The 25,122-nt window shown below is 69.4% G+C and carries 23 protein-coding genes, 1 tRNA gene and 1 pseudogene; 15 read left to right on the top strand and 10 right to left on the bottom strand.

All coding sequences use genetic code 11. The features are described 5' to 3' along the window. Positions 1 to 9 precede the first annotated feature (9 nt). The 4 genes from sigM (at position 10) to trxA (ending at position 3,145) form a co-directional block, all read left to right on the top strand. The gene (gene sigM, locus EAO71_RS18870) at positions 10 to 714 is read left to right on the top strand and encodes an RNA polymerase sigma factor SigM (protein WP_147978783.1); all 705 of its coding nucleotides are present in this window, start codon (positions 10 to 12) and stop codon (positions 712 to 714) included. Next, positions 711 to 1,625 (top strand): hypothetical protein, encoded by a 915-nt coding sequence (locus EAO71_RS18875; RefSeq protein ID WP_147978784.1) that lies wholly within the window; start codon positions 711 to 713, stop codon positions 1,623 to 1,625. Before sigM ends, EAO71_RS18875 begins: the two co-directional genes overlap by 4 nt. 159 nt (positions 1,626 to 1,784) lie before the next feature. After that, positions 1,785 to 2,750 (top strand): thioredoxin-disulfide reductase, encoded by a 966-nt coding sequence (gene trxB, locus EAO71_RS18880; protein ID WP_147978785.1) that lies wholly within the window; start codon positions 1,785 to 1,787, stop codon positions 2,748 to 2,750. A gap of 50 nt (positions 2,751 to 2,800) precedes the next feature. Then, positions 2,801 to 3,145: a thioredoxin gene (gene trxA, locus EAO71_RS18885; protein ID WP_147978786.1), complete on the top strand. Its 345-nt coding sequence runs from the start codon at positions 2,801 to 2,803 to the stop codon at positions 3,143 to 3,145. A 104-nt stretch (positions 3,146 to 3,249) separates the two neighbouring features. Here the strand turns inward: trxA and EAO71_RS18890 are convergent, their stop codons facing one another. The 9 genes from EAO71_RS18890 to rpmH form a co-directional block, all read right to left on the bottom strand. Then, on the bottom strand, positions 3,250 to 3,867 hold the full coding sequence (locus tag EAO71_RS18890) for a GNAT family N-acetyltransferase (RefSeq protein ID WP_147978787.1): 618 nt from the start codon (positions 3,865 to 3,867) through the stop codon (positions 3,250 to 3,252). Positions 3,868 to 4,020: 153 nt separating this feature from the next. Then, positions 4,021 to 5,124 carry a ParB/RepB/Spo0J family partition protein gene (locus EAO71_RS18895; RefSeq protein ID WP_147978788.1) on the bottom strand — a complete coding sequence of 368 codons (1,104 nt, stop codon included), beginning with the start codon at positions 5,122 to 5,124 and terminating at the stop codon, positions 4,021 to 4,023. Beyond that, entirely contained in the window at positions 5,121 to 6,197 is a 1,077-nt protein-coding gene (locus EAO71_RS18900) for a ParA family protein (protein ID WP_147978789.1), read from the bottom strand. The genes EAO71_RS18895 and EAO71_RS18900 overlap by 4 nt, the downstream gene beginning before the upstream one ends. Positions 6,198 to 6,463: 266 nt before the next feature. Then, the gene (rsmG, locus tag EAO71_RS18905) at positions 6,464 to 7,180 is read right to left on the bottom strand and encodes a 16S rRNA (guanine(527)-N(7))-methyltransferase RsmG (protein WP_147978790.1); all 717 of its coding nucleotides are present in this window, start codon (positions 7,178 to 7,180) and stop codon (positions 6,464 to 6,466) included. A gap of 114 nt (positions 7,181 to 7,294) precedes the next feature. Continuing rightward, the gene (locus EAO71_RS18910) at positions 7,295 to 7,804 is read right to left on the bottom strand and encodes a Jag family protein (RefSeq protein WP_147978791.1); all 510 of its coding nucleotides are present in this window, start codon (positions 7,802 to 7,804) and stop codon (positions 7,295 to 7,297) included. Between the two features lie 13 nt (positions 7,805 to 7,817). Continuing rightward, complete coding sequence (yidC, locus tag EAO71_RS18915) at positions 7,818 to 9,134, bottom strand: membrane protein insertase YidC (RefSeq protein ID WP_147978792.1); 1,317 nt, start codon at positions 9,132 to 9,134, stop codon at positions 7,818 to 7,820. 3 nt (positions 9,135 to 9,137) lie between these two features. After that, on the bottom strand, positions 9,138 to 9,464 hold the full coding sequence (yidD, locus tag EAO71_RS18920) for a membrane protein insertion efficiency factor YidD (protein WP_147978793.1): 327 nt from the start codon (positions 9,462 to 9,464) through the stop codon (positions 9,138 to 9,140). Continuing rightward, on the bottom strand, positions 9,461 to 9,832 hold the full coding sequence (rnpA, locus tag EAO71_RS18925; RefSeq protein ID WP_147978794.1) for a ribonuclease P protein component: 372 nt from the start codon (positions 9,830 to 9,832) through the stop codon (positions 9,461 to 9,463). Before rnpA ends, yidD begins: the two co-directional genes overlap by 4 nt. A 21-nt stretch (positions 9,833 to 9,853) precedes the next feature. Continuing rightward, complete coding sequence (gene rpmH / locus EAO71_RS18930) at positions 9,854 to 9,991, bottom strand: 50S ribosomal protein L34 (RefSeq protein ID WP_015659252.1); 138 nt, start codon at positions 9,989 to 9,991, stop codon at positions 9,854 to 9,856. A 382-nt stretch (positions 9,992 to 10,373) separates the two neighbouring features. Between rpmH and dnaA the strand changes: the two genes are divergently transcribed. The 11 genes from dnaA (at position 10,374) to EAO71_RS18990 (ending at position 24,783) form a co-directional block, all read left to right on the top strand. After that, on the top strand, positions 10,374 to 12,149 hold the full coding sequence (gene dnaA, locus EAO71_RS18935; RefSeq protein ID WP_147978795.1) for a chromosomal replication initiator protein DnaA: 1,776 nt from the start codon (positions 10,374 to 10,376) through the stop codon (positions 12,147 to 12,149). Between the two features lie 982 nt (positions 12,150 to 13,131). After that, positions 13,132 to 14,262, top strand: a complete 1,131-nt coding sequence (gene dnaN / locus EAO71_RS18945) for a DNA polymerase III subunit beta (RefSeq protein ID WP_147978796.1) — start codon at positions 13,132 to 13,134, stop codon at positions 14,260 to 14,262. A 100-nt stretch (positions 14,263 to 14,362) separates the two neighbouring features. Then, entirely contained in the window at positions 14,363 to 15,241 is an 879-nt protein-coding gene (gene gnd, locus EAO71_RS18950; protein ID WP_147978797.1) for a phosphogluconate dehydrogenase (NAD(+)-dependent, decarboxylating), read from the top strand. Between the two features lie 56 nt (positions 15,242 to 15,297). Continuing rightward, on the top strand, positions 15,298 to 16,419 hold the full coding sequence (gene recF, locus EAO71_RS18955) for a DNA replication/repair protein RecF (RefSeq protein ID WP_147978798.1): 1,122 nt from the start codon (positions 15,298 to 15,300) through the stop codon (positions 16,417 to 16,419). Positions 16,420 to 16,423: 4 nt separating this feature from the next. After that, positions 16,424 to 16,972: a DciA family protein gene (locus EAO71_RS18960; RefSeq protein WP_147978799.1), complete on the top strand. Its 549-nt coding sequence runs from the start codon at positions 16,424 to 16,426 to the stop codon at positions 16,970 to 16,972. A gap of 416 nt (positions 16,973 to 17,388) precedes the next feature. Next, a complete protein-coding gene (gene gyrB, locus EAO71_RS18965; RefSeq protein WP_147978800.1) occupies positions 17,389 to 19,419 on the top strand; it encodes a DNA topoisomerase (ATP-hydrolyzing) subunit B in 2,031 nt (676 codons plus the stop codon). A 41-nt stretch (positions 19,420 to 19,460) separates the two neighbouring features. Beyond that, positions 19,461 to 22,049, top strand: coding sequence for a DNA gyrase subunit A (gene gyrA, locus EAO71_RS18970; RefSeq protein ID WP_147978801.1), 2,589 nt, complete (start codon positions 19,461 to 19,463; stop codon positions 22,047 to 22,049). A 99-nt stretch (positions 22,050 to 22,148) separates the two neighbouring features. Beyond that, positions 22,149 to 22,721 (top strand): DUF3566 domain-containing protein, encoded by a 573-nt coding sequence (locus EAO71_RS18975; RefSeq protein ID WP_147978802.1) that lies wholly within the window; start codon positions 22,149 to 22,151, stop codon positions 22,719 to 22,721. Positions 22,722 to 22,820: 99 nt separating this feature from the next. Further along, positions 22,821 to 22,894: transfer RNA gene (locus EAO71_RS18980), tRNA-Ile, on the top strand. 157 nt (positions 22,895 to 23,051) lie between these two features. Continuing rightward, on the top strand, positions 23,052 to 23,186 hold the full coding sequence (locus tag EAO71_RS18985) for a DLW-39 family protein (RefSeq protein ID WP_003958712.1): 135 nt from the start codon (positions 23,052 to 23,054) through the stop codon (positions 23,184 to 23,186). Between the two features lie 319 nt (positions 23,187 to 23,505). Continuing rightward, positions 23,506 to 24,783, top strand: a complete 1,278-nt coding sequence (locus tag EAO71_RS18990; RefSeq protein ID WP_147978803.1) for a hypothetical protein — start codon at positions 23,506 to 23,508, stop codon at positions 24,781 to 24,783. Between the two features lie 55 nt (positions 24,784 to 24,838). On the opposite strand, the pseudogene EAO71_RS38910 reads toward EAO71_RS18990, so the two are convergent. Continuing rightward, positions 24,839 to 25,122 (bottom strand): annotated as a pseudogene (locus EAO71_RS38910) (serine/threonine protein kinase); the annotation flags it as partial.

Here is a 25,122-nt window from a genome sequence, read left to right on the forward strand (position 1 = left end):
GGCTCACCGTTGGACGACGCGATATACGCGGACATCAGCGACCAGGAACTTCTGGAGCGCCATGTCGCGGGCGATCCCGACGCCTTCGGTGAGCTGGTGCGGAGGCACCGCGACCGCCTGTGGGCGGTCGCCCTGCGCACCCTGGGGGACCGCGAAGAGGCCGCTGACGCCGTTCAGGACGCCCTCGTCTCGGCCTTCCGGGCCGCCCACACCTTCCGCGGTCAGTCGGCCGTCACCACCTGGCTGCACCGCATCACGGTGAACGCCTGTCTCGACCGGGCCCGCAAGGCCGTCTCCCGCAAGACGTCCCCCATGGACGACACGGCCCGCTTCGAGCAGCTCCTGGAGCCCGTGGAGTCCGCCGAGGCCCCCGCCGAACGCCAGGACCTCCATCGCGAGCTCCTGGCCGCTCTGGCCAAGCTCCCCGCGGATCAGCGGGCGGCTCTCGTACTGGTCGACATGCAGGGATACCCCGTGGCCGAGGCCGCGCGCATCCTGGACGTGCCCACCGGAACCGTGAAGAGCCGCTGTGCGCGGGGCCGGGCGAAACTGCTTCCCATGCTCACTCATCTGCGCGCGGACACGGTGGGTAACGAGGGCTCCGACCGGGGAAGGAACCGGACGCCGGGGACATCCGTCCCACCGGTGTCGGAGACAAGGGATAGCGGATCGAATGGTCCGACTGCTGTGAAGGGCGGAGGTGGGCGCGCGTGACATCCACGACCGGCAAGGCCGACACGACACAGCACCCGGACGTCTCGGAGATCTCCGACCTCACCGAGGGGCTCCTCGCGCCGGCACGCGCCGCGGCGGTCCGCCGCCATCTGGACGACTGCTCGCTCTGCGCCGACGTACGCACGTCCCTGGAAGAGATCCGTGGGCTACTGGGGACCCTGCCCGGTCCTCCCCGGATGCCTGCCGAGATCGCCGGTCGCATCGACGCCGCGCTGGCCGCCGAAGCACTTCTCGATGCCACCGCCCCTGTCCCCGACACCGATGTTTCACGTGAAACAAGCACGCGGCCCGCGCCTCGCCCGGCGACGGCACCCTCCGGGGGCGCGGAACGTCCCGCCGGCCGCTCCGGTGGCGGCACCGGTCCGGGACGCCCCCGCAAGCCCCGCCGGAGGCGCGTCGCCACCCTGGGGGCCGCCTTCGGGGCCGCGGCCCTGGGTATCAGCCTGTTCCTCACGCAGGGAGGCCTCCAGAGCCTCAGCGGGGAATCCGGCGACACCAAGAGCGACACCGCTGCCAGCAGCGCCGTCGGCTCGCGTTTCGACGGCCAGGACATCGAAGCCCGCGTGCAGGCACTCCTCCAGCAGGACCACACCTTCAAGGTTCCCCAGGACAGCAGCCCCGAGTCGATGTCCGCGACGGGCGGTGACACCCTCCAGCGCGGCCTGGCCGAGCCACTGCCGAGCTGCGTCAAGGCCGGCACCGGCCGCCCCGACACGGTGCTCGCCTTCCAGAAGGGCGACTACGAGGGGAAGTCCGCCTATCTCGTCGTCCTCCCTCATGCGACGAACGGCTCTCAGGTGCAGGCGTACGTGCTGGACGCGTCCTGCACCGCGAGTGGGGGGAAGACCCCGGCCGAGGTCCTCACGACGCACACGTACCCCCGTTCCTGACGTCCACGCCGTGCGGATACCCCCGCCCGTCGCGTTCAGGCCGTGCCGCGCGTCGGTCTGGGGAATGCCCGCCCCGTAGGATCCGTTGGGTGGGGTGAGAGTCACCGAAACGACCGCCCCGTAGGCAGTAGGCAGTCTGCAGAGACGAGGAAGAAACCCGTGAGCGACGTCCGTAACGTGATCATCATCGGCTCCGGGCCCGCGGGTTACACCGCCGCGCTCTACACGGCGCGTGCGTCGCTGAAGCCGCTGGTCTTCGAGGGTGCTGTCACCGCTGGTGGCGCCCTGATGAACACGACCGACGTGGAGAACTTCCCCGGCTTCCGCGACGGCATCATGGGCCCGGACCTGATGGACAACATGCGTGCCCAGGCCGAGCGCTTCGGCGCCGAGCTTGTTCCGGACGACGTCGTCGCCGTGGACCTGACGGGTGAGATCAAGACCGTCACGGACACCGCCGGCACCGTGCACCGCGCCAAGGCCGTCATCGTCACGACGGGCTCCCAGCACCGCAAGCTCGGCCTGCCGAACGAGGACGCCCTCTCCGGCCGTGGCGTCTCCTGGTGCGCCACCTGCGACGGGTTCTTCTTCAAGGACCAGGACATCGCCGTCATCGGCGGCGGGGACACCGCGATGGAGGAGGCCACCTTCCTCTCGCGCTTCGCCAAGTCGGTCACGATCGTCCACCGCCGTGACAGCCTGCGCGCCTCCAAGGCGATGCAGGAGCGCGCCTTCGCCGACCCGAAGATCAAGTTCGCCTGGGACAGCGAGGTCGCCGAGATCCACGGCGAGCAGAAGCTCTCCGGCCTGACCCTGCGCAACACCAAGACGGGCGAGACCAGCGAGCTGCCCGTCACCGGTCTCTTCATCGCCGTCGGCCACGACCCGCGCACCGAGCTCTTCAAGGGCCAGCTGGAGCTGGACGAGGAGGGCTACCTCAAGGTCGACGCGCCGTCGACGCGGACGAACCTGCCCGGCGTCTTCGGTGCCGGTGACGTCGTCGACCACACCTACCGCCAGGCGATCACCGCCGCCGGCACCGGCTGCTCCTCCGCACTCGACGCCGAGCGCTTCCTGGCCGCCCTCGCCGACAACGAGAAGCTCGCCGAGACCCCCGCGGTCTGATCCCCCTCAGGCTTTCCCACCCCACACCCCGCGAAGTTAAGGAGGTCGCCGTGGCCGGCGCCCTGAAGAACGTGACCGACGCTTCCTTCGAGGACGACGTCCTCAAGAGCGACAAGCCCGTCCTGGTGGACTTCTGGGCCGCCTGGTGCGGACCGTGCCGCCAGATCGCCCCGTCGCTGGAGGCCATCGCCGCGGAGCACGGTGAGATCGAGATCGTGAAGCTCAACATCGACGAGAACCCGGCCACGGCCGCCAAGTACGGCGTCATGTCGATCCCGACCCTGAACGTCTACCAGAACGGCGAGGTCGTGAAGACGATCGTCGGTGCCAAGCCGAAGGCCGCGATCCTCCGCGACCTGGAGGGCTTCGTCTCCGACGAGGCCACGAAGGCCTGACGCAGCGCCTGTTTCACGTGAAACACGAACGGCCCGCCCCGATCCGGGGCGGGCCGTTCGTGTGAGACCTCGGGGCGGCGGCGGGCGGCGCAGCGCCCCGGGCCCTACAGCGGCCGCAGCGCGGGCTCCTTCTGCACCGCGCCGAGAAGACGGTCCAGCGCCATCTCGACGTCCTCCTTCCAGGAGAGCGTCGTACGGAGCTCCAGCCTCAGGCGCGGGTACGCCGGATGAGGCCGCACCGTCTTGAAGCCCACGGCCAGCAGATGGTCGGCCGGCAGGACACAGGCCGGCTCCTTCCATCGACCGTCACCGAAGGCCTCGATCGCCTTGAAGCCGCGCCGGAGAAGGTCCTTGGCCACGGTCTGCACCATCGTGCGGCCGATTCCCTGACCTTGGTACCCCGGCATGATCCACGCCGTCATCAACTGGACCGCGTCCGCGGAGACCGGACTGGTGGGGAAAGCCATCGACCGCGGCACATAGGCCGGAGGCGCGTAGAGAACGAAGCCGACCGGAACGTCGTCGACGTAGACCACCCGACCGCACGATCCCCATTCCAGCAGGACGGCTGAGATCCAGGCTTCCTTCTCCAGCTCGGGCCGTCCCGCCTTCACAGCGGCCTCCCCGCTCACCGGGTCGAGCTCCCAGAAGACACAGGAGCGACACCGCTTCGGGAGATCCGGAAGGTTGTCCAGCGTGAGTGGTACGAGCCGACGCCCCACGGCTGTTCCTCTCTTCCCGCTGCCGGCGCAGCACGGATTTCGCCTCCCAGAATCGTATCGATGGGGCGTTCGGGGCGATACCGCGCGCAGGCAAAGGGACGGGCCGTGTCCCGGTCTTCACCGGCACACGGCCCGCTGTGGGTCGCGGAGGGCTCAGCCCTCGGCGTCCTCTTCGTCCGTCTCGGCGTTCCCGTGGTCCATGACGCGTCCTTCGCCCGGGGCCAGCGTCGACAGGATCCGCTCCAGATCGTCCAGCGAGGCGAACTCGACGACGATCTTGCCCTTCTTCTGGCCCAGATCGACCTTCACCCTCGTCTCGAAGCGATCCGAGAGACGGGAAGCCAGTTCGGTGAGAGCCGGCGAGACGCGTGCGCCCGCTCGGGGGCCCTTGGGCTTGACCGTCGACGTGGGCTCGGAGCCCATGAGCGTGACGATCTCCTCCACCGCACGCACGGAGAGGCCCTCGGCGACGATCCGGTACGCGAGCTTGTCCTGCGTTTCCGGGTCGTCCACGGACAGCAGGGCACGGGCGTGGCCCGCCGACAGCACACCGGCGGCCACCCGGCGCTGAACCGGCGGGGAGAGGCGCAGCAGACGCAGCGTGTTGGAGACCTGGGGACGCGAGCGCCCGATCCGGTCGGCCAGCTGGTCGTGCGTGCAGTTGAAGTCCTTCAGCAGCTGGTCGTAGGCGGCGGCCTCTTCCAGCGGATTCAGCTGGGCCCGGTGCAGGTTCTCCAGGAGGGCGTCCAGAAGAAGCTTCTCGTCTTCCGTGGCCCGGACGATCGCAGGGATGCGCTCCAGACCGGCCTCACGGCAGGCCCTCCAGCGCCGCTCACCCATGATCAGCTCGTAGCGCTCGGTGCCCAGCTGCCGTACGACGACGGGCTGGAGCAGACCGACCTCCTTGATGGAGGTGATCAGTTCCGCGAGCGCGTCCTCGTCGAAGACCTCACGCGGCTGCTTCGGGTTGGGCGTGATGAAGTCGAGCGGCAGTTCGGCGAAGTGAGCCCCGGCGGGCGCTTCCGGCTCCTCCACCACGGCGGGCTCGACCACGGGCACCACGGAGTCCGGGGACTGCGGGCTCTGCGGGAGGGTCGCCACCTTCGCGGCCGCCACCCCTCGCTCGGAAGGCAGCACCGGGGTGGAGACGGACGAGGACGGTCCCGCCACTCCGACAGCCGGCACCTGCCGCTCCTGGGGAGCAGCAGGGATCAGCGCACCGAGCCCACGCCCCAATCCCCTACGTCGCTCGCTCACTGGATCCCCTCCGACATGTTGCTCTGGTTGTTCTGCTGCCCGACGTGGGCGTGCTGGGCGTCGTAGCGGATGCCGACTCCGCGCAGCGCGATCTCACGGGCCGCCTCGAGATACGACAGTGAGCCGCTGGAGCCCGGATCGTACGTGAGAACGGTCTGGCCGTAGCTCGGGGCCTCCGAGATACGTACGGATCGCGGGATGCTGGTCCTCAGCACCTCCTCGCCGAAGTGGCTGCGCACCTCGTCGGCGACCTGGGAGGCGAGCCTCGTCCGGCCGTCGTACATGGTGAGGAGGATCGTCGACACGTGCAGCGTGGGGTTCAGGTGTCCCCGCACCAGGTCGACGTTCCGCAGCAGCTGGCCCAGTCCCTCCAGGGCGTAGTACTCGCACTGGATGGGGATCAGCACCTCGGCACCCGCCACGAGGGCGTTGACCGTCAGCAGTCCCAGGGACGGCGGGCAGTCGATGAGGATGTAGTCCAGAGGCTGCTCGTAGGCCTGGATGGCTCGCTGCAGGCGGCTCTCCCGCGCCACCAGCGAGACCAGCTCGATCTCCGCACCAGCGAGATCGATGGTGGCGGGGGCGCAGAAGAGACCTTCGACGTCCTGGACGGGCTGGACCACGTCGGAGAGCGGCTTACTCTCCACCAGGACGTCATAGATCGAGGGCACATCGGCATGGTGATCGATACCCAGAGCCGTCGAGGCGTTGCCCTGCGGGTCGAGGTCGATGACCAGGACCCGGGCTCCGTGCAGGGCCAGCGAGGCGGCAAGGTTGACCGTCGTGGTCGTCTTGCCGACGCCGCCCTTCTGGTTGGCGACCACCATCACGCGTGTCTGGGCAGGCCGGGGGAGCCCCTCACCAGCGCGCCCCAACGCCTCTACGGCAAGTTGGGCTGCACGACCAATGGGGGTGTCGTCCATCGGGGGCGGTGTTTCACGTGAAACATCCTCCCCCACCGATTCGGTTCGGGGACCGGGGACCGGGTCGGTCATCGGTCCCGCGATGTTGGCGTCGGACCGCAAGGATTCACTCTCCTCGGCTTCAGGCTCGCGATGGACAGAGCCTGCCATGCTTTCGGGGTCGTGAACCAGCGAGGCCCGTGGTTCTGTGGGTGAATCCACCTCTGTGGACAATCCCGTAACCCTCACGGGGGGTTTCGAGAGGGGTTTCCGGTCCCGGGGCGTGGCAGCCGCGCGACCGCGGCCGATGATCCCCTGCAGCAGTGAGCGACGTTTCACGTGAAACACGATGCACTCGCTGCTGACCCCGGGCCGTTCGACACTCCGAAATGCTCACGTATGGCAGCTTGTAAGGATCAACAAGACAGCGCGACGGCTCAGCGACGGCGACGAGTCCTGCTGGGTCGAGCGGCCTTCGCCCGCTTGGCGGCGAACCTCACACCGCCGGGGCTCTCGCCGACCTCCACCCGGACGACCGTCGTCATGGGGTCGACGATGCCCTCGCCGACCTGGAGGACCGAGGTCCCCACCACACCCAGCTTGGCGAGAGCGGCGCGTGCGCCGCTGATCTCCTCCTCGGCCGTGTCCCCCTTGAGGGCGAGCATCTCGCCGTACGGGCGCAGCAGGGGAACACCCCAGCCGGCGAGCCGGTCGAGCGGCGCCACGGCGCGGGCGGTCACCACGTGCACCGGCGGGACCTTGCCCAGCATCTCCTCGGCACGGCCGCGGACCACGGTCACATGGCTCAGCCCCAGCAGCTCCACGACCTCCTGGAGGAAGTTCGTCCGGCGCAGCAGCGGCTCCAGGAGCGTGATCTTCAGGTCGGGCCTTACGAGCGCCAGCGGGATGCCGGGAAGTCCGGCGCCCGAGCCGACGTCGCACACGGAGACGCCTTCGGGGACCACTTCGGAGAGCACCGCACAGTTCAGCAGGTGTCGCTCCCACAGGCGGGGGACCTCGCGCGGGCCGATCAGCCCGCGCTTGACTCCCGCGTCCGCGAGGAGCTCCGCGTAGCGAACGGCCTCCGGGAAGTGCTCACCGAATACCGTCCGCGCCTGCTCAGGCGCAGGGGGAAGCTCCGCTGCCTCCGTCACGGGAACCGTCCTTCCGTAGCGCACATCCTGCGCGCGCACTGTGGTGGCTGAACTATCAGGCTGACAAAGATCGGCCCCGCCTGCGAGCAGACGGGGCCGACACTGCGAAGGGGGTCAGGCAGGGAGCACGACGACGAAGCGCTGCGGCTCCTCGCCCTCGGACTCGCTGCGCAGACCGGCGGCGGCGACCGCGTCGTGCACGACCTTGCGCTCGAACGGCGTCATCGGGTCCAGCTTCACCGGGGCACCGGTGGACTTCACCTCGGACGCGGCCTTGGCACCGATCTCTGCGAGCTCGGCCCGCTTCTTCGCGCGGAACCCGCCGATGTCGAGCATGAGGCGGCTGCGGTCGCCGGTCTCCCGGAGCACGGCCAGCCGGGTCAGCTCCTGGAGCGCCTCCAGCACCTCGCCGTCGCGGCCCACAAGCTTCTGCAGGTCGCGGCTCGAGTCGCTGACGATGGAGACCGCGGCCCGGTCCGCCTCGACGTCCATGTCGATGTCGCCGTCGAGATCGGCGATGTCGAGCAGACCCTCGAGGTAGTCGGCCGCGATCTCACCCTCCTGCTCCAGGCGGGTGAGGGTGTCGCCACCCTCTGCGGCGGCGGTGGTGGTGCCTTCCGTCACGGATGGACTCCTTCTACTTCTTGGAAGACGGGTGCTTGGGCCGCTGCTGGCCCTTGCGCTGACCGGACTTGGCCTGGCGGGAAGCCCCGGAGTTGGCGCGGCTGGGACGCACGGACTGATCGCCCGAGGCGTTCTTCGCCGTGTCCTTGGTGTCCGTGGCTTCGTCGCGGGGCTTCTTCTCCAGCGAGGTGGTCGGCTCCGCGGCTGCGGACTCGTCCTTCTCCTCGCCGCCCTTCGCCGGGGCCGGGTGGGCACCGCCGGCCTGGCGCTTCGCCTTGGTCTGGCGCTTGGGCTGCTGACGCTTGGCGGCGCCGGCACCCTCGGCCTCGGCCGCGATCGTGTCGCTCTTGATCACGGTGCCGTCGGCCTGGGCGGCGAAGCCGGCCTTGGCCAGGCCCGCGAAGAAGCGGCGCTCGTTGTCGTTGCGGTCGGCCCCCTTGGCGACGACGACCTTGACGATGTTCTTACGGCGACGACCGCGGACCTCGCCGTGCGTGGTGACGCTCTTCAGGAGGCGCTGCAGGTAGGCGTCCTGCGCCTTGCTGCCCGGGGTCGGGTTCTGGTTGATCACGTACATCTGCTGGCCCATGGTCCACACGTTCGTGGTCAGCCAGTAGACGAGAACACCGACGGGGAAGTTGATGCCCATGACGGCGAAGATCAGCGGGAAGATGTACATGAGCATCTTCTGCTGCTGCATGTACGGCGTCTTCACCGAGAGGTCGACGTTCTTCATCATCAGCTGGCGCTGCGTGAAGAACTGCGAGGCCGACATCATGACGATCATGACCGCGGTGACGATGCGGACCGACGTCAGCGAGGCGTCGAGAGCGGCGACCTCGGCAGCGCTGTCCGTGAACTTGGCGGCCAGCGGAGCACCGAAGATGTGCGCCTGACGGGCACTCTCGAGCAGCGACTGGTTGATGACGCCGATCGTCTTGCCCTCGGCGATGTGGGAGAGCACGGCGTACAGGGCGAAGAAGAACGGGGACTGCGCCAGGATGGGCAGGCACGAGGAGAGCGGGTTGGTGCCCGTCTCCTTGTACAGCTTCATCATCTCTTCGGACTGACGCTGCTTGTCGCTCTTGTAGCGCTCCTGGATCGCCTTCATCTTCGGCTGGAGCGCCTGCATGTTCCGGGTCGACTTGATCTGCTTGACGAACAGCGGGATCAGACAGATCCGGATCAGCACCACGAGGGACACGATCGACAGGCCCCAGGCCCAGCCCGTGTCAGGGCCGAAGATCGCCCCGTACAGCTTGTGGAACTGGACGATCACCCATGAGACAGGTGTGGTGATGAAGCTGAAAAAATTGGCAATCGTGTCCACTAATCAGGCTCCTTGAGCATTGGGCGAGGTCTCTGCGGCCGGGCTCGTCTCGGCGGTGGACCCGCCCGTGTCGCCGCGCAGTGCGTTCCGCAGCATTTCGTGCCAGCGAGGACGCTTGCGTGCGGGGACATGGTCCACGCCGCCGGGCGACCACGGGTTGCACCGCAGGATGCGCCAGGCGGTCAGGGCAGTGCCCTTGATCGCGCCATGCCGGTCGATGGCCGTGAATCCGTAGTGGGAACACGACGGGTAGTACCGGCAGACGGGCCCGAGGAGCGGGCTGATCGTCCACTGGTACAGCTTGATGAGAGCCAGCAGCGGGTACTTCATCGCGTGCCCCCTCCCAGGAGCCGCTCGAGAGCGGCGTCCAGGTCTCGGGCCAGCTGTGCGTGATCGGCGTCGCCGGCTCCGGGCAACGCCCGTACGACCACCAGGCTACCGGGGGGCAGCTCGGAGAGCCGGTCGCGGACGAGATGGCGCAGACGTCGCTTCACCTGGTTGCGTACGACGGCGCCGCCCACGGCCTTGCTCACGACGAAACCCGCACGCGTCGGGGAAGCGCTCTCCCCAGGCGCGTGCGGGTCCGTTGCACCGCTGCGTAGGTGGACGACGAGGAGTGGGCGACCGGCCCGGCGTCCTCGACGTACCGCGGTTGCGAAGTCCTCGCGCCGCCTCAGCCGATTCTCGGTAGGCAGCACGTCATGACCTGTTTAAGAAGATCAGGCGGACAGGCTCGCGCGACCCTTGGCGCGACGGTTCGCCAGGATGGCGCGACCGGCACGCGTACGCATCCGCAGGCGGAAGCCGTGGGTCTTGGCGCGACGACGGTTGTTCGGCTGGAAGGTGCGCTTGCTCACTCGGGGGCTCCAGAAATGATTCGTGTGGTGGCGGGACATCGCCTGGCTGTCACCGTGCGCCCACGAGAAGCTCGCAATACGCCCGAGTGCACCGCTTCACGATCACAGACCGTGATCTTTGCCCATCGGAGGCAGGCGGCAGCAGCCATCGACAACTCGACCTGGTTACGGTACGCGCGGCTACGCCATCCGGTCAAACCGACCGGTCACCGGGGTCCATTGTGCACAGGCTGTGGACAACAACTTGAACCACGTCAGCCGCCGCGACTACCGTGGCTGGACTCCTGAATCTTTTTCCGTTCTGTCCTTTCCTGTCCTAACGGACTTCGACCTGCCGTCCCGAGAACCACACATTCGTGGGACCTGCGAGGAAGCGTGCCCCGTGGCTGACGTACCTGCCGATCTTGCCGCAGTGTGGCCACGCGTGCTCGAGCACCTCCTCGGCGAAGGCCAACAAGGCATCGAGACCAAGGACAAGCAGTGGATCGAGCGCTGCCAGCCTCTCGCACTGGTGGCCGACACAGCGCTCCTCGCCGTACCGAACGAGTGGGGCAAGCGCGTCCTCGAAGGCCGGCTGGCCCCGCTGATCAGCGAGACCCTGAGCCGGGAGTGCGGCCGGCCCATCCGGATCGCGATCACCGTCGACGACTCGGTCGGCGAGCCGACCCCGCCCGCGCCGCCGGTCCAGCAGCAGCCCCGCTACGACGAGCGGCCGCCCACCGACACGTACGAGAAGTACGAGGGCTACGGTCACCGCCCGATGCAGGACGACGGGCTGCCGACCGCCCGCCCGGCCTACCCGGACTACCAGCAGCCGCGTCCCGACCCGGGCTCCTGGCCGCGCACCCAGGAGGACCTCTCCTGGCAGCAGCCGCGGCTCGGCGGTTTCCAGGAGCGCGACCCGTACACCGGCCCGCGCCCGCAGCAGCCCCAGCCGCCGCGCTACGACGAGCGTCCGTCGGCCTACCAGCAGCCGCAGCGGCCGGAGCGCTCCGAGCCGCAGGGCCCGGGTGCCGGTCAGGGGATCGGTCCGGGCTCGCGCCCGGGCGGTCCGGCGTCGGGTCCCGTCGGCGGCCCCGGGCACTCCTCGGGGCAGGGCTCCGCACCGGGTGCCCCCGGTGAGCAGCACGCCCGTCTGAACCCCAAGTACCTCTTCGACACCTTCGTCATCGGCTCGTCGAACCGCTTCGCGCACGCGGCCGCCGTCGCGGTGGCCGAGGCGCCGGCGAAGGCGTACAACCCCCTCTTCATCTACGGGGAGTCGGGCCTCGGCAAGACGCACCTGCTGCACGCGATCGGCCACTACGCGCGGAGCCTCTACCCGGGCACCCGCGTGCGGTACGTGAGCTCCGAGGAGTTCACCAACGAGTTCATCAACTCGATCCGCGACGGCAAGGGCGACACCTTCCGCAAGCGCTACCGCGACGTGGACATCCTGCTCGTCGACGACATCCAGTTCCTCGCGAGCAAGGAGTCGACGCAGGAGGAGTTCTTCCACACCTTCAACACGCTGCACAACGCGAACAAGCAGATCGTGCTCTCCTCGGACCGGCCGCCCAAGCAGCTGGTGACGCTGGAGGACCGGCTCCGCAACCGCTTCGAGTGGGGCCTGACCACCGATGTGCAGCCGCCGGAGCTGGAGACCCGGATCGCGATCCTCCGCAAGAAGGCGGTGCAGGAGCAGCTCAACGCCCCGCCGGAGGTGCTGGAGTTCATCGCCTCCCGGATCTCGCGGAACATCCGTGAGCTGGAGGGCGCGCTGATCCGGGTGACGGCGTTCGCGAGCCTCAACCGGCAGCCGGTGGACCTGGGGCTGACCGAGATCGTCCTCAAGGACCTGATCCCGGGCGGCGAGGACTCGGCCCCGGAGATCACGGCCGGCGCGATCATGGCGGCGACCGCGGACTACTTCGGCCTGACGGTGGAGGACCTCTGCGGGTCCTCGCGCAGCCGGGTGCTGGTGACGGCACGCCAGATCGCGATGTACCTGTGCCGTGAGCTCACCGACCTGTCGCTGCCGAAGATCGGCGCGCAGTTCGGCGGCCGCGACCACACCACGGTGATGCACGCGGACCGCAAGATCCGCGCGCTGATGGCCGAGCGGCGCTCCATCTACAACCAGGTCACCGAGCTCACCAACCGCATCAAGAACGGCTGAGCCGCCGGCGGACAGAGCCCGAAGGGCGCCCGGGACATGTTCCCGGGCGCCCTTCACGCGTTCCAGGAGCCGCAGCGCGTGCCTCGGCGGAGCCTTCCCCTCGGTACGTCGGGTGCCCTCGGGCACCTCTGCCCCGTGCCCTGGCGGAGCTCTCCCGGACTTCTCCCGGAGCCTTCTCGGGCCCTCGCGACGCCTCCGCAACGCCTCCGGGTGCCCTCGCCGGACGTCCGCGACGACTGTGCACAGCTCTGTGAACGGGCCGGGCTGTTCGAATCCACGGGAGGGGTGGCGTGTTCTCCACAGATTGGGGGATGATCTTCCGTCCACAGGGTGGGGACTGCCGAGTTATCCGGATCATGTCCACAGGCTGGGCAGGGGGCACCCCATCAGCCCAGGTCAGGAGGGTGTGGATTTGTTGGCAACCTTGATCCACACCCTGTGGATGAATCTTTCGTCCACAGGAGCGGCTTTCGGTTGTCCACTGGCAACCCACAGGCGGCTCTCGGTTGCCCACAGCTTCTCCACACCGCTGTCCACTGTTCGGCAACGAAACGGCTGCTCTCACTGCGTCGAGTGAAAGCGGTCACACCAAGGGGGACGGTTGGGCTGTGGGGAACGGGGGTAAAGCTGGGGACAGCGTTGGGGAGAAGTCAGGCCGCCCTGTGTACCGGGTGTGCAGAACTTTCGGGTGTCCACAGAACCGCCCTGTTGTCCACGGGCTCCACCCACAGGCGCGGTGGACAAAAAATGGGTGCTGACCTGCGAAAACGGGGTTATCCACGGTTTCCACAGCCCCTACTACTACTCCCACTTAGAGTTAGCTAGGAATCCGCTTCGAAGTGGGACCTGTGCACAACTCGACGCCGGGGCTTCGGCGACCTCTTGTCGCGACTTGACCCCGAGCCGCACCGAGTGTCGGCGGCGTACGTCAGACTGGTTCCCGCAGTCGACGAAGAGCCAGCAACAGCAGGAGGCGGTTCCGGTGAAGATCCGGGTGGAGCGCGATGTACTCGCGGAGGCGGTGGCCTGGGTGGCCCGCAGCCTTCCGGCCCGTCCGCCGGCGCCCGTTCTCGCGGGCCTTCTGCTGAAGGCCGAGGACGGCGCCCTGAGCTTCTCGAGCTTCGACTACGAGGTCTCGGCCCGCGTCTCCGTCGAGGCGGAGGTCGAGGAGGACGGCACCGTCCTCGTCTCCGGCCGCCTGCTCGCCGACATCTGCCGCGCCCTCCCCAACCGTCCGGTGGAGATCTCCACAGACGGTGTACGGGCGACCGTGGTCTGCGGCTCCTCCCGCTTCACCCTCCACACCCTGCCTGTGGAGGAGTACCCGGCGCTGCCCGAGATGCCCACCGCGACCGGCACGGTCCCCGGTGAGGTCTTCGCCTCCGCCGCCGCGCAGGTCGCCATCGCGGCCGGCCGCGACGACACGCTGCCCGTCCTGACCGGTGTGCGCATCGAGATCGAGGGCGACACGGTCACCCTGGCCTCCACCGACCGCTACCGCTTCGCGGTCCGTGAGTTCCTGTGGAAGCCGGAGTCCCCGGACGCCTCCGCGGTCGCCCTGGTGCCCGCGAAGACCCTGCTGGACACCGCCAAGGCGCTCACCAGCGGCGACACCGTCACCCTGGCGCTCTCCGGCTCCGGCAAGGGCGAGGGCCTGATCGGCTTCGAGGGCGCGGGCCGCCGCACCACCACCCGCCTGCTCGAGGGCGACCTGCCGAAGTACCGCACGCTCTTCCCCACCGAGTTCAACTCGGTCGCGGTGATCGAGACCGCCCCCTTCGTCGAGGCCGTCAAGCGTGTGGCCCTGGTGGCCGAGCGCAACACCCCGGTCCGCCTGAGCTTCGAGCAGGGCGTGCTGATCCTGGAGGCCGGCTCCAGCGACGACGCACAGGCTGTGGAGCGCGTGGACGCGGCGCTGGAGGGCGACGACATCTCGATCGCCTTCAACCCGACCTTCCTGCTGGACGGTCTCAGCGCGATCGACTCCCCGGTCGCCCAGCTGTCCTTCACGACGTCCACGAAGCCCGCGCTGCTGAGCGGCAAGCCGGCCCTGGACGCCGAGGCGGACGAGGCCTACAAGTACCTGATCATGCCGGTGCGTCTGTCGGGCTGACACCTGTCGACTGAGCGGCCGACCCCACAGGTGTGCACCCGTGTCCGGGCGTAGGCTCGGGCACGGGTACGAACCGCACACGACGCTTAAGGAATCTCTGATGGAGCTCGGTCTCGTCGGTCTCGGCAAGATGGGCGGCAACATGCGTGAGCGCATCCGCCGCGCAGGCCACACCGTCATCGGATACGACCGCAATCCGGACCTCGCGGATGTCCACAGCCTGGAAGAGCTTGTGGGCAAGCTCAAGGGTCCGCGCGTCGTGTGGGTGATGGTCCCGGCCGGTGCCGCGACCCAGTCCACGGTCGACGAGCTGTCCGAGCTGCTCTCCCCCGGCGACATCGTGGTGGACGGCGGGAACTCCCGCTGGACCGACGACGAGAAGCACGCCGAGGAACTGGCCGCCAAGGGCATCGGCTTCGTCGACTGCGGTGTCTCCGGCGGTGTGTGGGGCCTGGAGAACGGCTACGCGCTGATGTACGGCGGCGACGCGGAGAACGTGGCGAAGGTCCAGCCGATCTTCGACGCGCTCAAGCCCGAGGGCGAGTTCGGTGCCGTCCACGCGGGCAAGGTCGGCGCCGGCCACTTCGCCAAGATGGTCCACAACGGCATCGAGTACGCCATGATGCAGGCGTACGCCGAGGGCTGGGAGCTGCTGGAGAAGGTCGACTCCGTCACCGACGTGCGCGAGGTCTTCCGCTCCTGGCAGGAGGGCACCGTCATCCGCTCGTGGCTGCTCGACCTGGCGGTCAACGCCCTGGACGAGGACGAGCACCTGGACCAGCTCCGCGGTTTCGCGCAGGACTCCGGCGAGGGCCGGTGGACCGTCGAGGCCGCCATCGACAACGCCGTGCCGCTGCCCGCGATCACCGCTTCGCTGTTCGCGCGCTTCGCGTCCCGGCAGGACGACTCCCCGCAGATGAAGATGATCGCCGCGCTGCGCAACCAGTTCGGCGGCCACGCGGTCGAGTCCAAGAAGTAGTCCACAGGCTGTGCACCCTCCGGTGCACGGCAGTCGGGGGAAGGCCGGCGCACACCATGCACGTCACGCATCTGTCGCTGGCCGACTTCCGCTCCTACGCCCGGGTCGAGGTCCCGCTCGATCCGGGCGTCACCGCTTTCGTGGGGGCCAACGGGCAGGGCAAGACCAATCTGGTCGAGGCCGTGGGCTACCTGGCCACCCTCGGCAGCCACCGGGTCGCCTCGGACGCCCCGCTGGTCCGCATGGGGGCGGACCGGGCGATCATCCGCGCCGCGGTCACCCAGGGCGAGCGCTCCCAGCTGGTCGAGCTCGAGCTCAACCCGGGGCGGGCCAACCGCGCCCGGATCAACCGGTCCTCCCAGGTCAGGCCCCGTGACGTGCTGGGCATCGTGCGGACCGTGCTGTTCGCGCCTGAGGACCTCGCGCTGGTCAAGGGCGATCCGGGCGAGCGCCGGCGCTTCCTGGACGAGCTGATCACGGCACGCTCGCCGCGCATGGCCGGGGTGCGCGCCGACTACGAGCGGGTGCTCAAGCAGCGCAACACGCTGCTGAAGTCCGCCGCGATGGCCCGCCGGCACGGCGGCCGCGGAATGGACCTGTCCACCCTCGACGTCTGGGACCAGCACCTGGCCCGGGCGGGAGCCGAGCTGCTCGCCCAGCGGCTGGACCTGATCGCGGTGCTGCAGCCGCTCGCCGACAAGGCGTACGAACAGCTCGCCCCGGGCGGCGGACCGATTCTGCTGGAGTACCGGCCGTCCGCGCCGGGTGCCGGGCACACCCGCGAGGAGCTCTACGAGCAGGTGCTCGCCGCGCTCGCCGAGGTGCGCAAGCAGGAGATCGAGCGGGGCGTGACGCTGGTCGGTCCGCACCGCGACGAACTGCTGCTCAAGCTCGGCGACCTGCCGGCCAAGGGGTACGCGAGCCACGGGGAGTCCTGGTCGTACGCGCTGGCGCTGCGGCTGGCCTCGTACGACCTGCTGCGGGCGGAGGGCAACGAGCCGGTGCTCGTCCTCGACGACGTCTTCGCGGAGCTGGACGCCCGGCGGCGCGAGCGGCTCGCGGAGCTGGTGGCTCCGGGCGAGCAGGTGCTGGTGACGGCGGCGGTGGACGACGACGTTCCGGGAGTTCTCGCGGGGATCCGGTACGGGGTCGCGGGGGGTTCGGTGGAGAGGCTGTGAGGTCGTGAGCGAGACCGAGGGCACGAGCGGAGCCCCGAAGACCCCCGAACCCACCGGGGTCGACCTCGCCCGGGTCGCGCTGCGTGCCGCCAAGGAGCAGGCGAAGGCGAGGGGCGCGGCCGCCCAGCAGAAGAAGCAGGCCCGGCGAGGCGGCGGGCTGCGTTCCGGCTCGGGTGCCGACGGGCGTGACCCGATGGCGCTGGGCTCGGCGATCAACCGGCTCATCACGGAGCGCGGCTGGGAGACCCCGGCGGCGGTCGGCGGTGTCATGGGGCGCTGGCCCCAGATCGTGGGCGACGACCTGGCGAAGCACTGCGTGCCGCTGAAGTACGACGAGGATCCGGACGCCCGGGTGCTCACGGTGCAGTGCGACTCGACGGCATGGGCGACGCAGCTGCGGTTGCTCGCTCCGAGGCTGGTGGCACGCCTGAACGAGGACCTCGGGCACGGCACGGTCCGGGTGATCAAGGTGCTGGGTCCGGGAGCTCCGCGGCGGGACTACGGGCCGCTGCGCGCGCCCGGTTCGGTCGGGCCCGGCGACACCTACGGGTAGCGGGGAGCTCCTCCGCGGTCGGGTCGTCCACCGGCGTCCCGTGCCCCCGCGCTTCGTCCACAGGCGGCGCCCGCCTGTGGAGGGTGCCTGTGCGCGGTGCCGCGCCGCCTCCTCCGGCTGTTCACACGCCTGTGCGAAGTGCCCGGGGGCCGTGGCCCGGAGGGTGCTTTCGTCCCCGGGGGCCGGTCGCCCACTGCGCGCTACGACCCGAAGCGCTGGGTGGCCGTCAGAGGCGTTTGGAGGCCCTTCCCGGATATGGGGAGTCGGGGCGCTCCCGCTCAGGGCGGCACATGCGGACTCAGGTACCGGCAAACCCCCATTCGTGTCAGCGCTACCGGTAGACTGGTCGATAATCCCGCCACCCTGCGGAACATGTCGAACGACGCAGCCGCTCCCGTATGCCCGGAGAACGGCCTGTGCTGTGCCAGAAAGGGCGCTTCGTGGCCGATTCCGGCAACCCCAACGAGAACAACCAGTACACCGCCAGCAACATCCAGGTACTCGAGGGTCTGGATGCGGTGCGCAAGCGCCCCGGCATGTACATCGGCTCGACCGGTGAGCGCGGTCTTCACCACATGGTGCAGGAGGTCGTCGACAACTCCGTCGATGAGGCCCTGGCCGGGCACGCGGACACCATCGACGTCACGATCCTGGCCGACGGCGGCGTGCGTGTCGTCGACAACGGCCGCGGCATCCCGGTGGGCATCGTCCCGTCGGAGGGCAAGCCGGCCGTCGAGGTCGTGCTGACCGTGCTGCACGCGGGCGGCAAGTTCGGCGGCGGCGGCTACGCGGTCTCCGGCGGCCTGCACGGCGTGGGTGTCTCCGTCGTGAACGCCCTGTCCACGAAGGTCGCCGTCGAGGTGAAGACCGACGGCCACCGCTGGACGCAGGACTACAAGATGGGCGCCCCGACCGCGTCCCTCGCGAAGCACGAGGCGACCGAGGAGACCGGCACCTCGGTCACGTTCTGGTCGGACCCGGACATCTTCGAGACGACCGAGTACTCCTTCGAGACGCTCTCGCGCCGCTTCCAGGAGATGGCCTTCCTCAACAAGGGCCTGACGATCACGCTCACCGACGAGCGGGAGTCCGCCAAGGCCACGGTCGGCGCCGACGACCCGGACGCGGAGGCGGCCGCCGAGCCCGCCGCGCGCACGGTGAAGTACCACTACGAGGGCGGCATCGTCGACTTCGTGAAGTACCTCAACTCGCGCAAGGGCGAGCTGATCAACCCCACCGTCATCGACATCGAGGCCGAGGACAAGGAGCGCCAGCTCTCGGTCGAGATCGCGATGCAGTGGAACTCCTCGTACACCGAGGGTGTGTACTCGTTCGCGAACACGATCCACACCCACGAGGGCGGTACGCACGAGGAGGGCTTCCGCGCCGCGCTGACGACGCTCGTCAACAAGTACGCGCGCGACAAGAAGCTGCTCCGCGAGAAGGACGACAACCTCACGGGCGACGACATCCGCGAGGGTCTCACCGCGATCATCTCGATCAAGCTCGGTGAGCCGCAGTTCGAGGGCCAGACGAAGACCAAGCTCGGCAACACCGAGGCGAAGACCTTCGTCCAGAAGGTGGTCCACGAGCACCTCACGGACTGGTTCGACCGCAACCCCAACGAGGCCGCGGACATCATCCGCAAGGGCATCACCGCCGCCACCGCGCGCGTGGCCGCCCGCAAGGCCCGCGACCTGACCCGGCGCAAGGGTCTCCTGGAGTCGGCGTCCCTGCCGGGCAAGCTGTCCGACTGCCAGTCGAACGACCCCGCCAAGTGCGAGATCTTCATCGTCGAGGGTGACTCCGCCGGCGGCTCGGCCAAGTCCGGCCGCAACCCGATGTACCAGGCCATCCTGCCGATCCGCGGCAAGATCCTGAACGTCGAGAAGGCCCGGATCGACAAGATCCTGCAGAACACCGAGGTCCAGGCGCTGATCTCCGCCTTCGGCACCGGTGTGCACGAGGACTTCGACATCGAGAAGCTCCGCTATCACAAGATCATCCTGATGGCGGACGCCGACGTCGACGGTCAGCACATCAACACCCTGCTCCTGACCTTCCTGTTCCGCTTCATGCGGCCGCTGGTCGAGGCCGGGCACGTCTACCTCTCCCGTCCGCCGCTGTACAAGATCAAGTGGGGCCGGGACGACTTCGAGTACGCGTACTCGGACCGCGAGCGCGACGCCCTGGTCGAGCTGGGCAAGCAGAACGGCAAGCGGATCAGGGAAGACTCGATCCAGCGCTTCAAGGGTCTGGGCGAGATGAACGCGGAGGAGCTGCGCGTCACCACGATGGACGTGGACCACCGTGTCCTCGGCCAGGTGACCCTGGACGACGCCGCGCAGGCGGACGACCTGTTCTCGGTGCTGATGGGTGAGGACGTCGAGGCCCGGCGCTCCTTCATCCAGCGCAACGCCAAGGACGTTCGCTTCCTCGACATCTGAGTCGGTCTCAGCTGACCGTACGAAAGGACTGACGACCAGCAATGGCCGACGAGAACACTCCGACCACCGAAGCCACCGAGGCGGAAGGCCAGCAGATGCGGATCGAGCCCGTCGGGCTCGAGACGGAGATGCAGCGCTCCTACCTCGACTACGCGATGTCCGTCATCGTGTCGCGCGCCCTGCCCGACGTACGGGACGGCCTGAAGCCGGTCCACCGCCGCGTGCTGTACGCGATGTACGACGGCGGCTACCGGCCCGAGAAGGGCTTCTACAAGTGCGCCCGCGTCGTCGGCGACGTCATGGGCACCTACCACCCGCACGGCGACTCCTCGATCTACGACGCGCTGGTCCGCCTGGCGCAGCCGTGGTCGATGCGGATGCCGCTGGTCGACTCCAACGGAAACTTCGGCTCCCCGGGCAACGACCCGGCCGCCGCCATGCGCTACACCGAGTGCAAGATGGCGCCGCTGTCCATGGAGATGCTCCGGGACATCGACGAGGAGACCGTCGACTTCACGGACAACTACGACGGCCGGAACCAGGAGCCGACGGTCCTGCCGGCGCGCATCCCGAACCTGCTGGTGAACGGTTCGGCCGGTATCGCGGTCGGCATGGCGACCAACATCCCGCCGCACAACCTCCGCGAGGTCGCGGCCGGTGCCCAGTGGGCGCTGGAGCACCCCGAGGCCACCCACGAGGAGCTCCTCGACGCGCTCATCGAGCGCATCAAGGGCCCCGACTTCCCGACCGGCGCGCTGGTCGTGGGCCGCAAGGGCATCGAGGAGGCCTACCGCACGGGCCGCGGCTCGATCACGATGCGCGCGGTGGTCGAGGTCGAGGAGATCCAGAACCGCCAGTGCCTGGTGGTCACGGAGCTTCCGTACCAGGTCAACCCGGACAACCTCGCGCAGAAGATCGCGGACCTGGTGAAGGACGGCAAGGTCGGCGGCATCGCGGACGTCCGCGACGAGACCTCGTCCCGCACCGGCCAGCGCCTGGTGATCGTGCTCAAGCGCGACGCCGTGGCCAAGGTCGTCCTGAACAACCTGTACAAGCACACCGACCTGCAGACGAACTTCGGCGCGAACATGCTGGCGCTCGTCGACGGCGTGCCGCGCACGCTCTCGCTGGACGCGTTCATCCGCCACTGGGTGACGCACCAGATCGAGGTCATCGTCCGGCGGACCCGCTTCCGGTTGCGCAAGGCCGAGGAGCGCGCCCACATCCTGCGGGGCCTGCTCAAGGCGCTGGACGCGATCGACGAGGTCATCGCCCTCATCCGGCGCAGCGACACCGTCGAGGTCGCGCGCGAGGGCCTGATGGGCCTGCTGGAGATCGACGAGATCCAGGCCAACGCCATCCTCGAGATGCAGCTGCGCCGACTGGCCGCCCTGGAGCGCCAGAAGATCGTCGCCGAGCACGACGAGCTCCAGGCGAAGATCAACGAGTACAACGCGATCCTCGCCTCGGAGGAGCGTCAGCGCACCATCGTCAGCGAGGAGCTGGCGCTGATCGTCGACAAGTTCGGCGACGACCGCCGCTCCAAGCTGGTGCCCTTCGACGGTGACATGTCCATCGAGGACCTGATCGCCGAGGAGGACATCGTCGTCACCATCACGCGTGGCGGCTACGTGAAGCGGACGAAGACCGAGGACTACCGCTCGCAGAAGCGCGGTGGCAAGGGCGTGCGGGGCACGAAGCTGAAGCAGGACGACATCGTCGACCACTTCTTCGTCTCCACGACCCACCACTGGCTGCTGTTCTTCACGAACAAGGGCCGGGTCTACCGGGCCAAGGCCTACGAGCTGCCGGACGCCGGCCGGGACGCCCGCGGCCAGCACGTGGCCAACCTGCTGGCCTTCCAGCCGGACGAGCAGATCGCCGAGATCCTGGCGATCCGCGACTACGAGGCCGCGCCCTACCTGGTGCTCGCCACCAAGGCCGGTCTGGTGAAGAAGACCGCGCTGAAGGACTACGACTCGCCTCGCTCGGGCGGTGTCATCGCGATCAACCTCCGTGAGACGGAGGAGGGCGCCGACGACGAGCTGATCGGCGCGGAGCTGGTCTCCGCCGAGGACGACCTGCTGCTCATCAGCAAGAAGGCGCAGTCCATCCGCTTCACCGCGACGGACGACGCGCTGCGCCCGATGGGACGCGCGACATCCGGGGTGAAGGGGATGAGTTTCCGCGAGGGCGACGAGCTGCTCTCGATGAATGTCGTCCGGCCGGGTACGTTCGTGTTCACCGCCACCGACGGCGGGTACGCGAAGCGCACCCCCGTCGACGAGTACCGCGTCCAGGGTCGCGGTGGCCTCGGTATCAAGGCCGCCAAGATCGTGGAGGACCGCGGTTCGCTCGTGGGCGCGCTGGTGGTCGAGGAGACGGACGAGATCCTCGCCATCACGCTGTCCGGTGGTGTGATCCGCACGCGAGTCAACGAAGTCAGGGAGACCGGCCGTGACACCATGGGCGTCCAGCTGATCAACCTGGGCAAGCGTGATGCCGTCGTCGGTATCGCGCGGAACGCCGAGGCGGGCAGCGAGGCCGACGAGGTCGACGGTGCCGACGACGCCGAGGGTGTCGAGGCAGCCGAGGGCACCCAGCCCTCGGCCGGGGAGCACGAGGAGTAGAGCGTGAGTGGAGCCACGGGCGCCGGATCGGCCGCTGCCGGAGCTTCTGCTGGAGCGAACGGTGCCCGTGGGTCTGCCACGGACTCCCAGGGGGTTGCGGTGACGGACACTCGAGGGTCCAATCCCTCGTACGAGACCTACAACGGGCCGCTGCCCGGCGACCGCGCGGGAGCGCAGCAGCCGCCGGCAGGGCCGTACCACCCGCCGCAGGCGTACGGCGCTCAGGCGCCGGGCGCGACCGGCGGGGGGCAGAACACCGGTGCGGTGCGCCGGCCGCGGACCGGGGCACGCACCACGCCCCGGACGCGCAAGGCGCGGCTGCGGGTGGCCAAGGCCGACCCGTGGTCGGTGATGAAGGTGAGCTTCCTGCTCTCCATCGCGCTGGGCGTCTGCACGGTCGTGGCCGCGTCGGTGCTGTGGATGGTCATGGACGCCATGGGCGTCTTCTCGACCGTCGGCGGCACCATCAGCGAGGCGACCGGTTCGAACGAGTCCAACGGCTTCGACCTGCAGTCGTTCCTGTCGCTGCCGCGGGTGCTGATGTTCACCTCGGTGATCGCCGTGATCGACGTGGTCCTGATGACCGCGCTGGCGACGCTGGGCGCGTTCATCTACAACCTGTCGGCCGGCTTCGTGGGCGGCGTGGAGCTCACGCTGGCGGAGGACGAGTAGCGACGCGGCGGGGGGCCGGAGGAACCGATTTTGGGACTGGCCCCCACGTGCGCTAATCTTCAGAAGTCAGCGCGCGGGACACACACCGCAAAGCGCGGCGGGGCTATAGCTCAGTTGGTTAGAGCGCATCCCTGATAAGGATGAGGCCACAGGTTCAAATCCTGTTAGCCCCACAGCGAAGATCGGCCCGGACGGATTATCCGTCCGGGCCGATCTCTTGTGCGTGGCCGGGAGAGGGAACGACGTCCGGGCAGGTCACCGATCGGTATCGGTCGGTGTGTAGAGTGGGCGTCAGAAGTCCCCTACGTCAATGAAGGACGAGGTCGCGCGGTGAAGAAGCTTCTCCTGGTCGCACTGGCCGCCATCGGCGGGCTCCTCGTGTACCGCCAGATCCAGGCGGATCGCGCCGAGCAGGATCTGTGGACGGAGGCGACCGACTCCGTGCCCGCAGGTTCGGGTGTGTGAGTCGCAGACTGTTTGTGGGTGAGGCCCCGGCCGCGTGAAGCGGCCGGGGCCTCACGCTTTTCCCGGCGGTGACCGGCCCCTTCCGGATTCACGTGCGGGAATGACCTGCTTGCAGCGGCAAAGGCCCCTGGGCGGGCGCCGCCCAGGGGGCCGGAGAGTCCGGCGGGCGGGGTGAAACGTCACCGCGCGCAGACAGCGCGGGGACGGCCGGGGCAGGATGGACCGTCGCCCGGGCCGCCGGGGCGGGCGACCCGGCGGTCGCGAGGGCCGCACGGGGCCCGGAGGCGGGCGGAACGGATACGGACACGAGGAGAGGCGCGTGAAGACGCAACGGGGGCGGATGCGGACGGCCGGGGCCCTGATCGCGGCCGTGATCACGACGGGCGCGGCGGCGCTGCCCGGAACGGCGTGGGCGGCCGGCGACGACCCGTACGCCTTCGACGGCGGCGCGCAGCGGGTCCGGGGCGCCCTCACGAGCCTGGACGCCCAGCCGCTGAAGGCGGGGTCGACCTACCGCGACACCATCAAGAAGGACGGCAAGCTCTACTACCGCGTCGACCTCGGCGCGAAGGAGAACGCCTACGTCTCCGTGGTGGCCGTGCCCAAGCCGGGCCGGAAGGCGGAGTACGGCGACGGCATCAAGGTCAGCCTCCAGGACGGCTCGAACTCCCAGTGCGGCTACCAGGACGTGTCGTTCGGCTCCGCCGGGTTCACGCGTCCCCTCACCGCGTACGCGCACCGCACGATCGAGGCCGGCGGCTCCACCTGCCGGCAGGCCGGCGCTTACTACGTGCTGGTCGAGCGGACCTCCAAGTCCGTGTCCTCGGCGGAGGACTGGGACCTGGAGATCCGCCACCTGTCCGAGCCGGGGGTGAAGCAGACCGGGCCCACGGCGCTGCCGGAGACCTGGCCCTCCTCGACTCCGCCGCCGCCCGCGGGCGGCCCGCGGAAGCGGCAGGGCGGCGCCGGGTTCCAGGACGCCACCTCGCTGCGGCAGGGGGAGTGGCGCGCCGAGATCGAGCCCGGCCAGACGCTGTTCTACCGGGTGCCGGTCGACTGGGGGCAGCAGATCTTCGCCACCGCCGAGCTGGGCAGCAGTGTGAGCGGCGACGACTACATCGGCAACGCGCTCGTTCTCTCGCTCGACAACCCGGCCCGCGGCCACGTCGACCAGGGCACCGTCAGCTACGACGGCGATCCCGCGACGCTGGCGCTGGACCCGCAGCGGCCGGTGGCCTTCGAGAACCGCTACTCCTCCGACGACGGGACGAGCGCCCTGCGGTTCGCCGGCTGGTACTACCTGTCGGCGACGCTCAGCCCCGAGGTCGCCAAGGCGTACGGCGACAAGCCGGTGCAGCTGTCCCTGCGGGTGAGCGTGACCGGGACGGCGAAGGCCGGACCCGGCTACGACGGGGACGCCGGACCCTTCCGGGTCACCGACGACGACCGGGACGCGGCCGCCAGCGGCCAGAGCGGCCCGCAGGCGGCCAGGAGCGACTCGATGCGGCTGGTCGCGGTGGCCGGGATCGGGGCCGGCACCGTGCTCGTGCTCGCGCTCGGGGTGTGGACGGTCGTGGCCCGGCGGCGGGCGGCCTGACGACCGCCGCCCGGCCCCGCCCCCGATCCCGCGCGGGAGCGGCGGCGGCCGACCGTCAGGACTGGGTGAGCGCCCAGATGCCGACGGCGAAGCAGACCAGTGCGAGGAACAGCACCGGGACCGCCACCTTCGGGGGCGGTCCCGGTCGCCGTGCCGGCGGCGCGGCCGGCGCCGGGACCTGGGGCGCGTACGCGCCGGGGACCTGGGCGGCCTGGGCCGTGTACTGACGGGTGGCGGCCTGCGGGTACGCGACCGCGGCGGTCGGGGCCTGGGCGAAGTCCGGCGCGACGGCGGGATGGGGGGAGGCCGTGTGCGCGGGGACCGGGTGCGGCGCCGGAC

The sequence above is a fragment of the Streptomyces sp. MS191 genome (assembly GCF_008042125.1).
GTDB lineage: Bacteria > Actinomycetota > Actinomycetes > Streptomycetales > Streptomycetaceae > Streptomyces.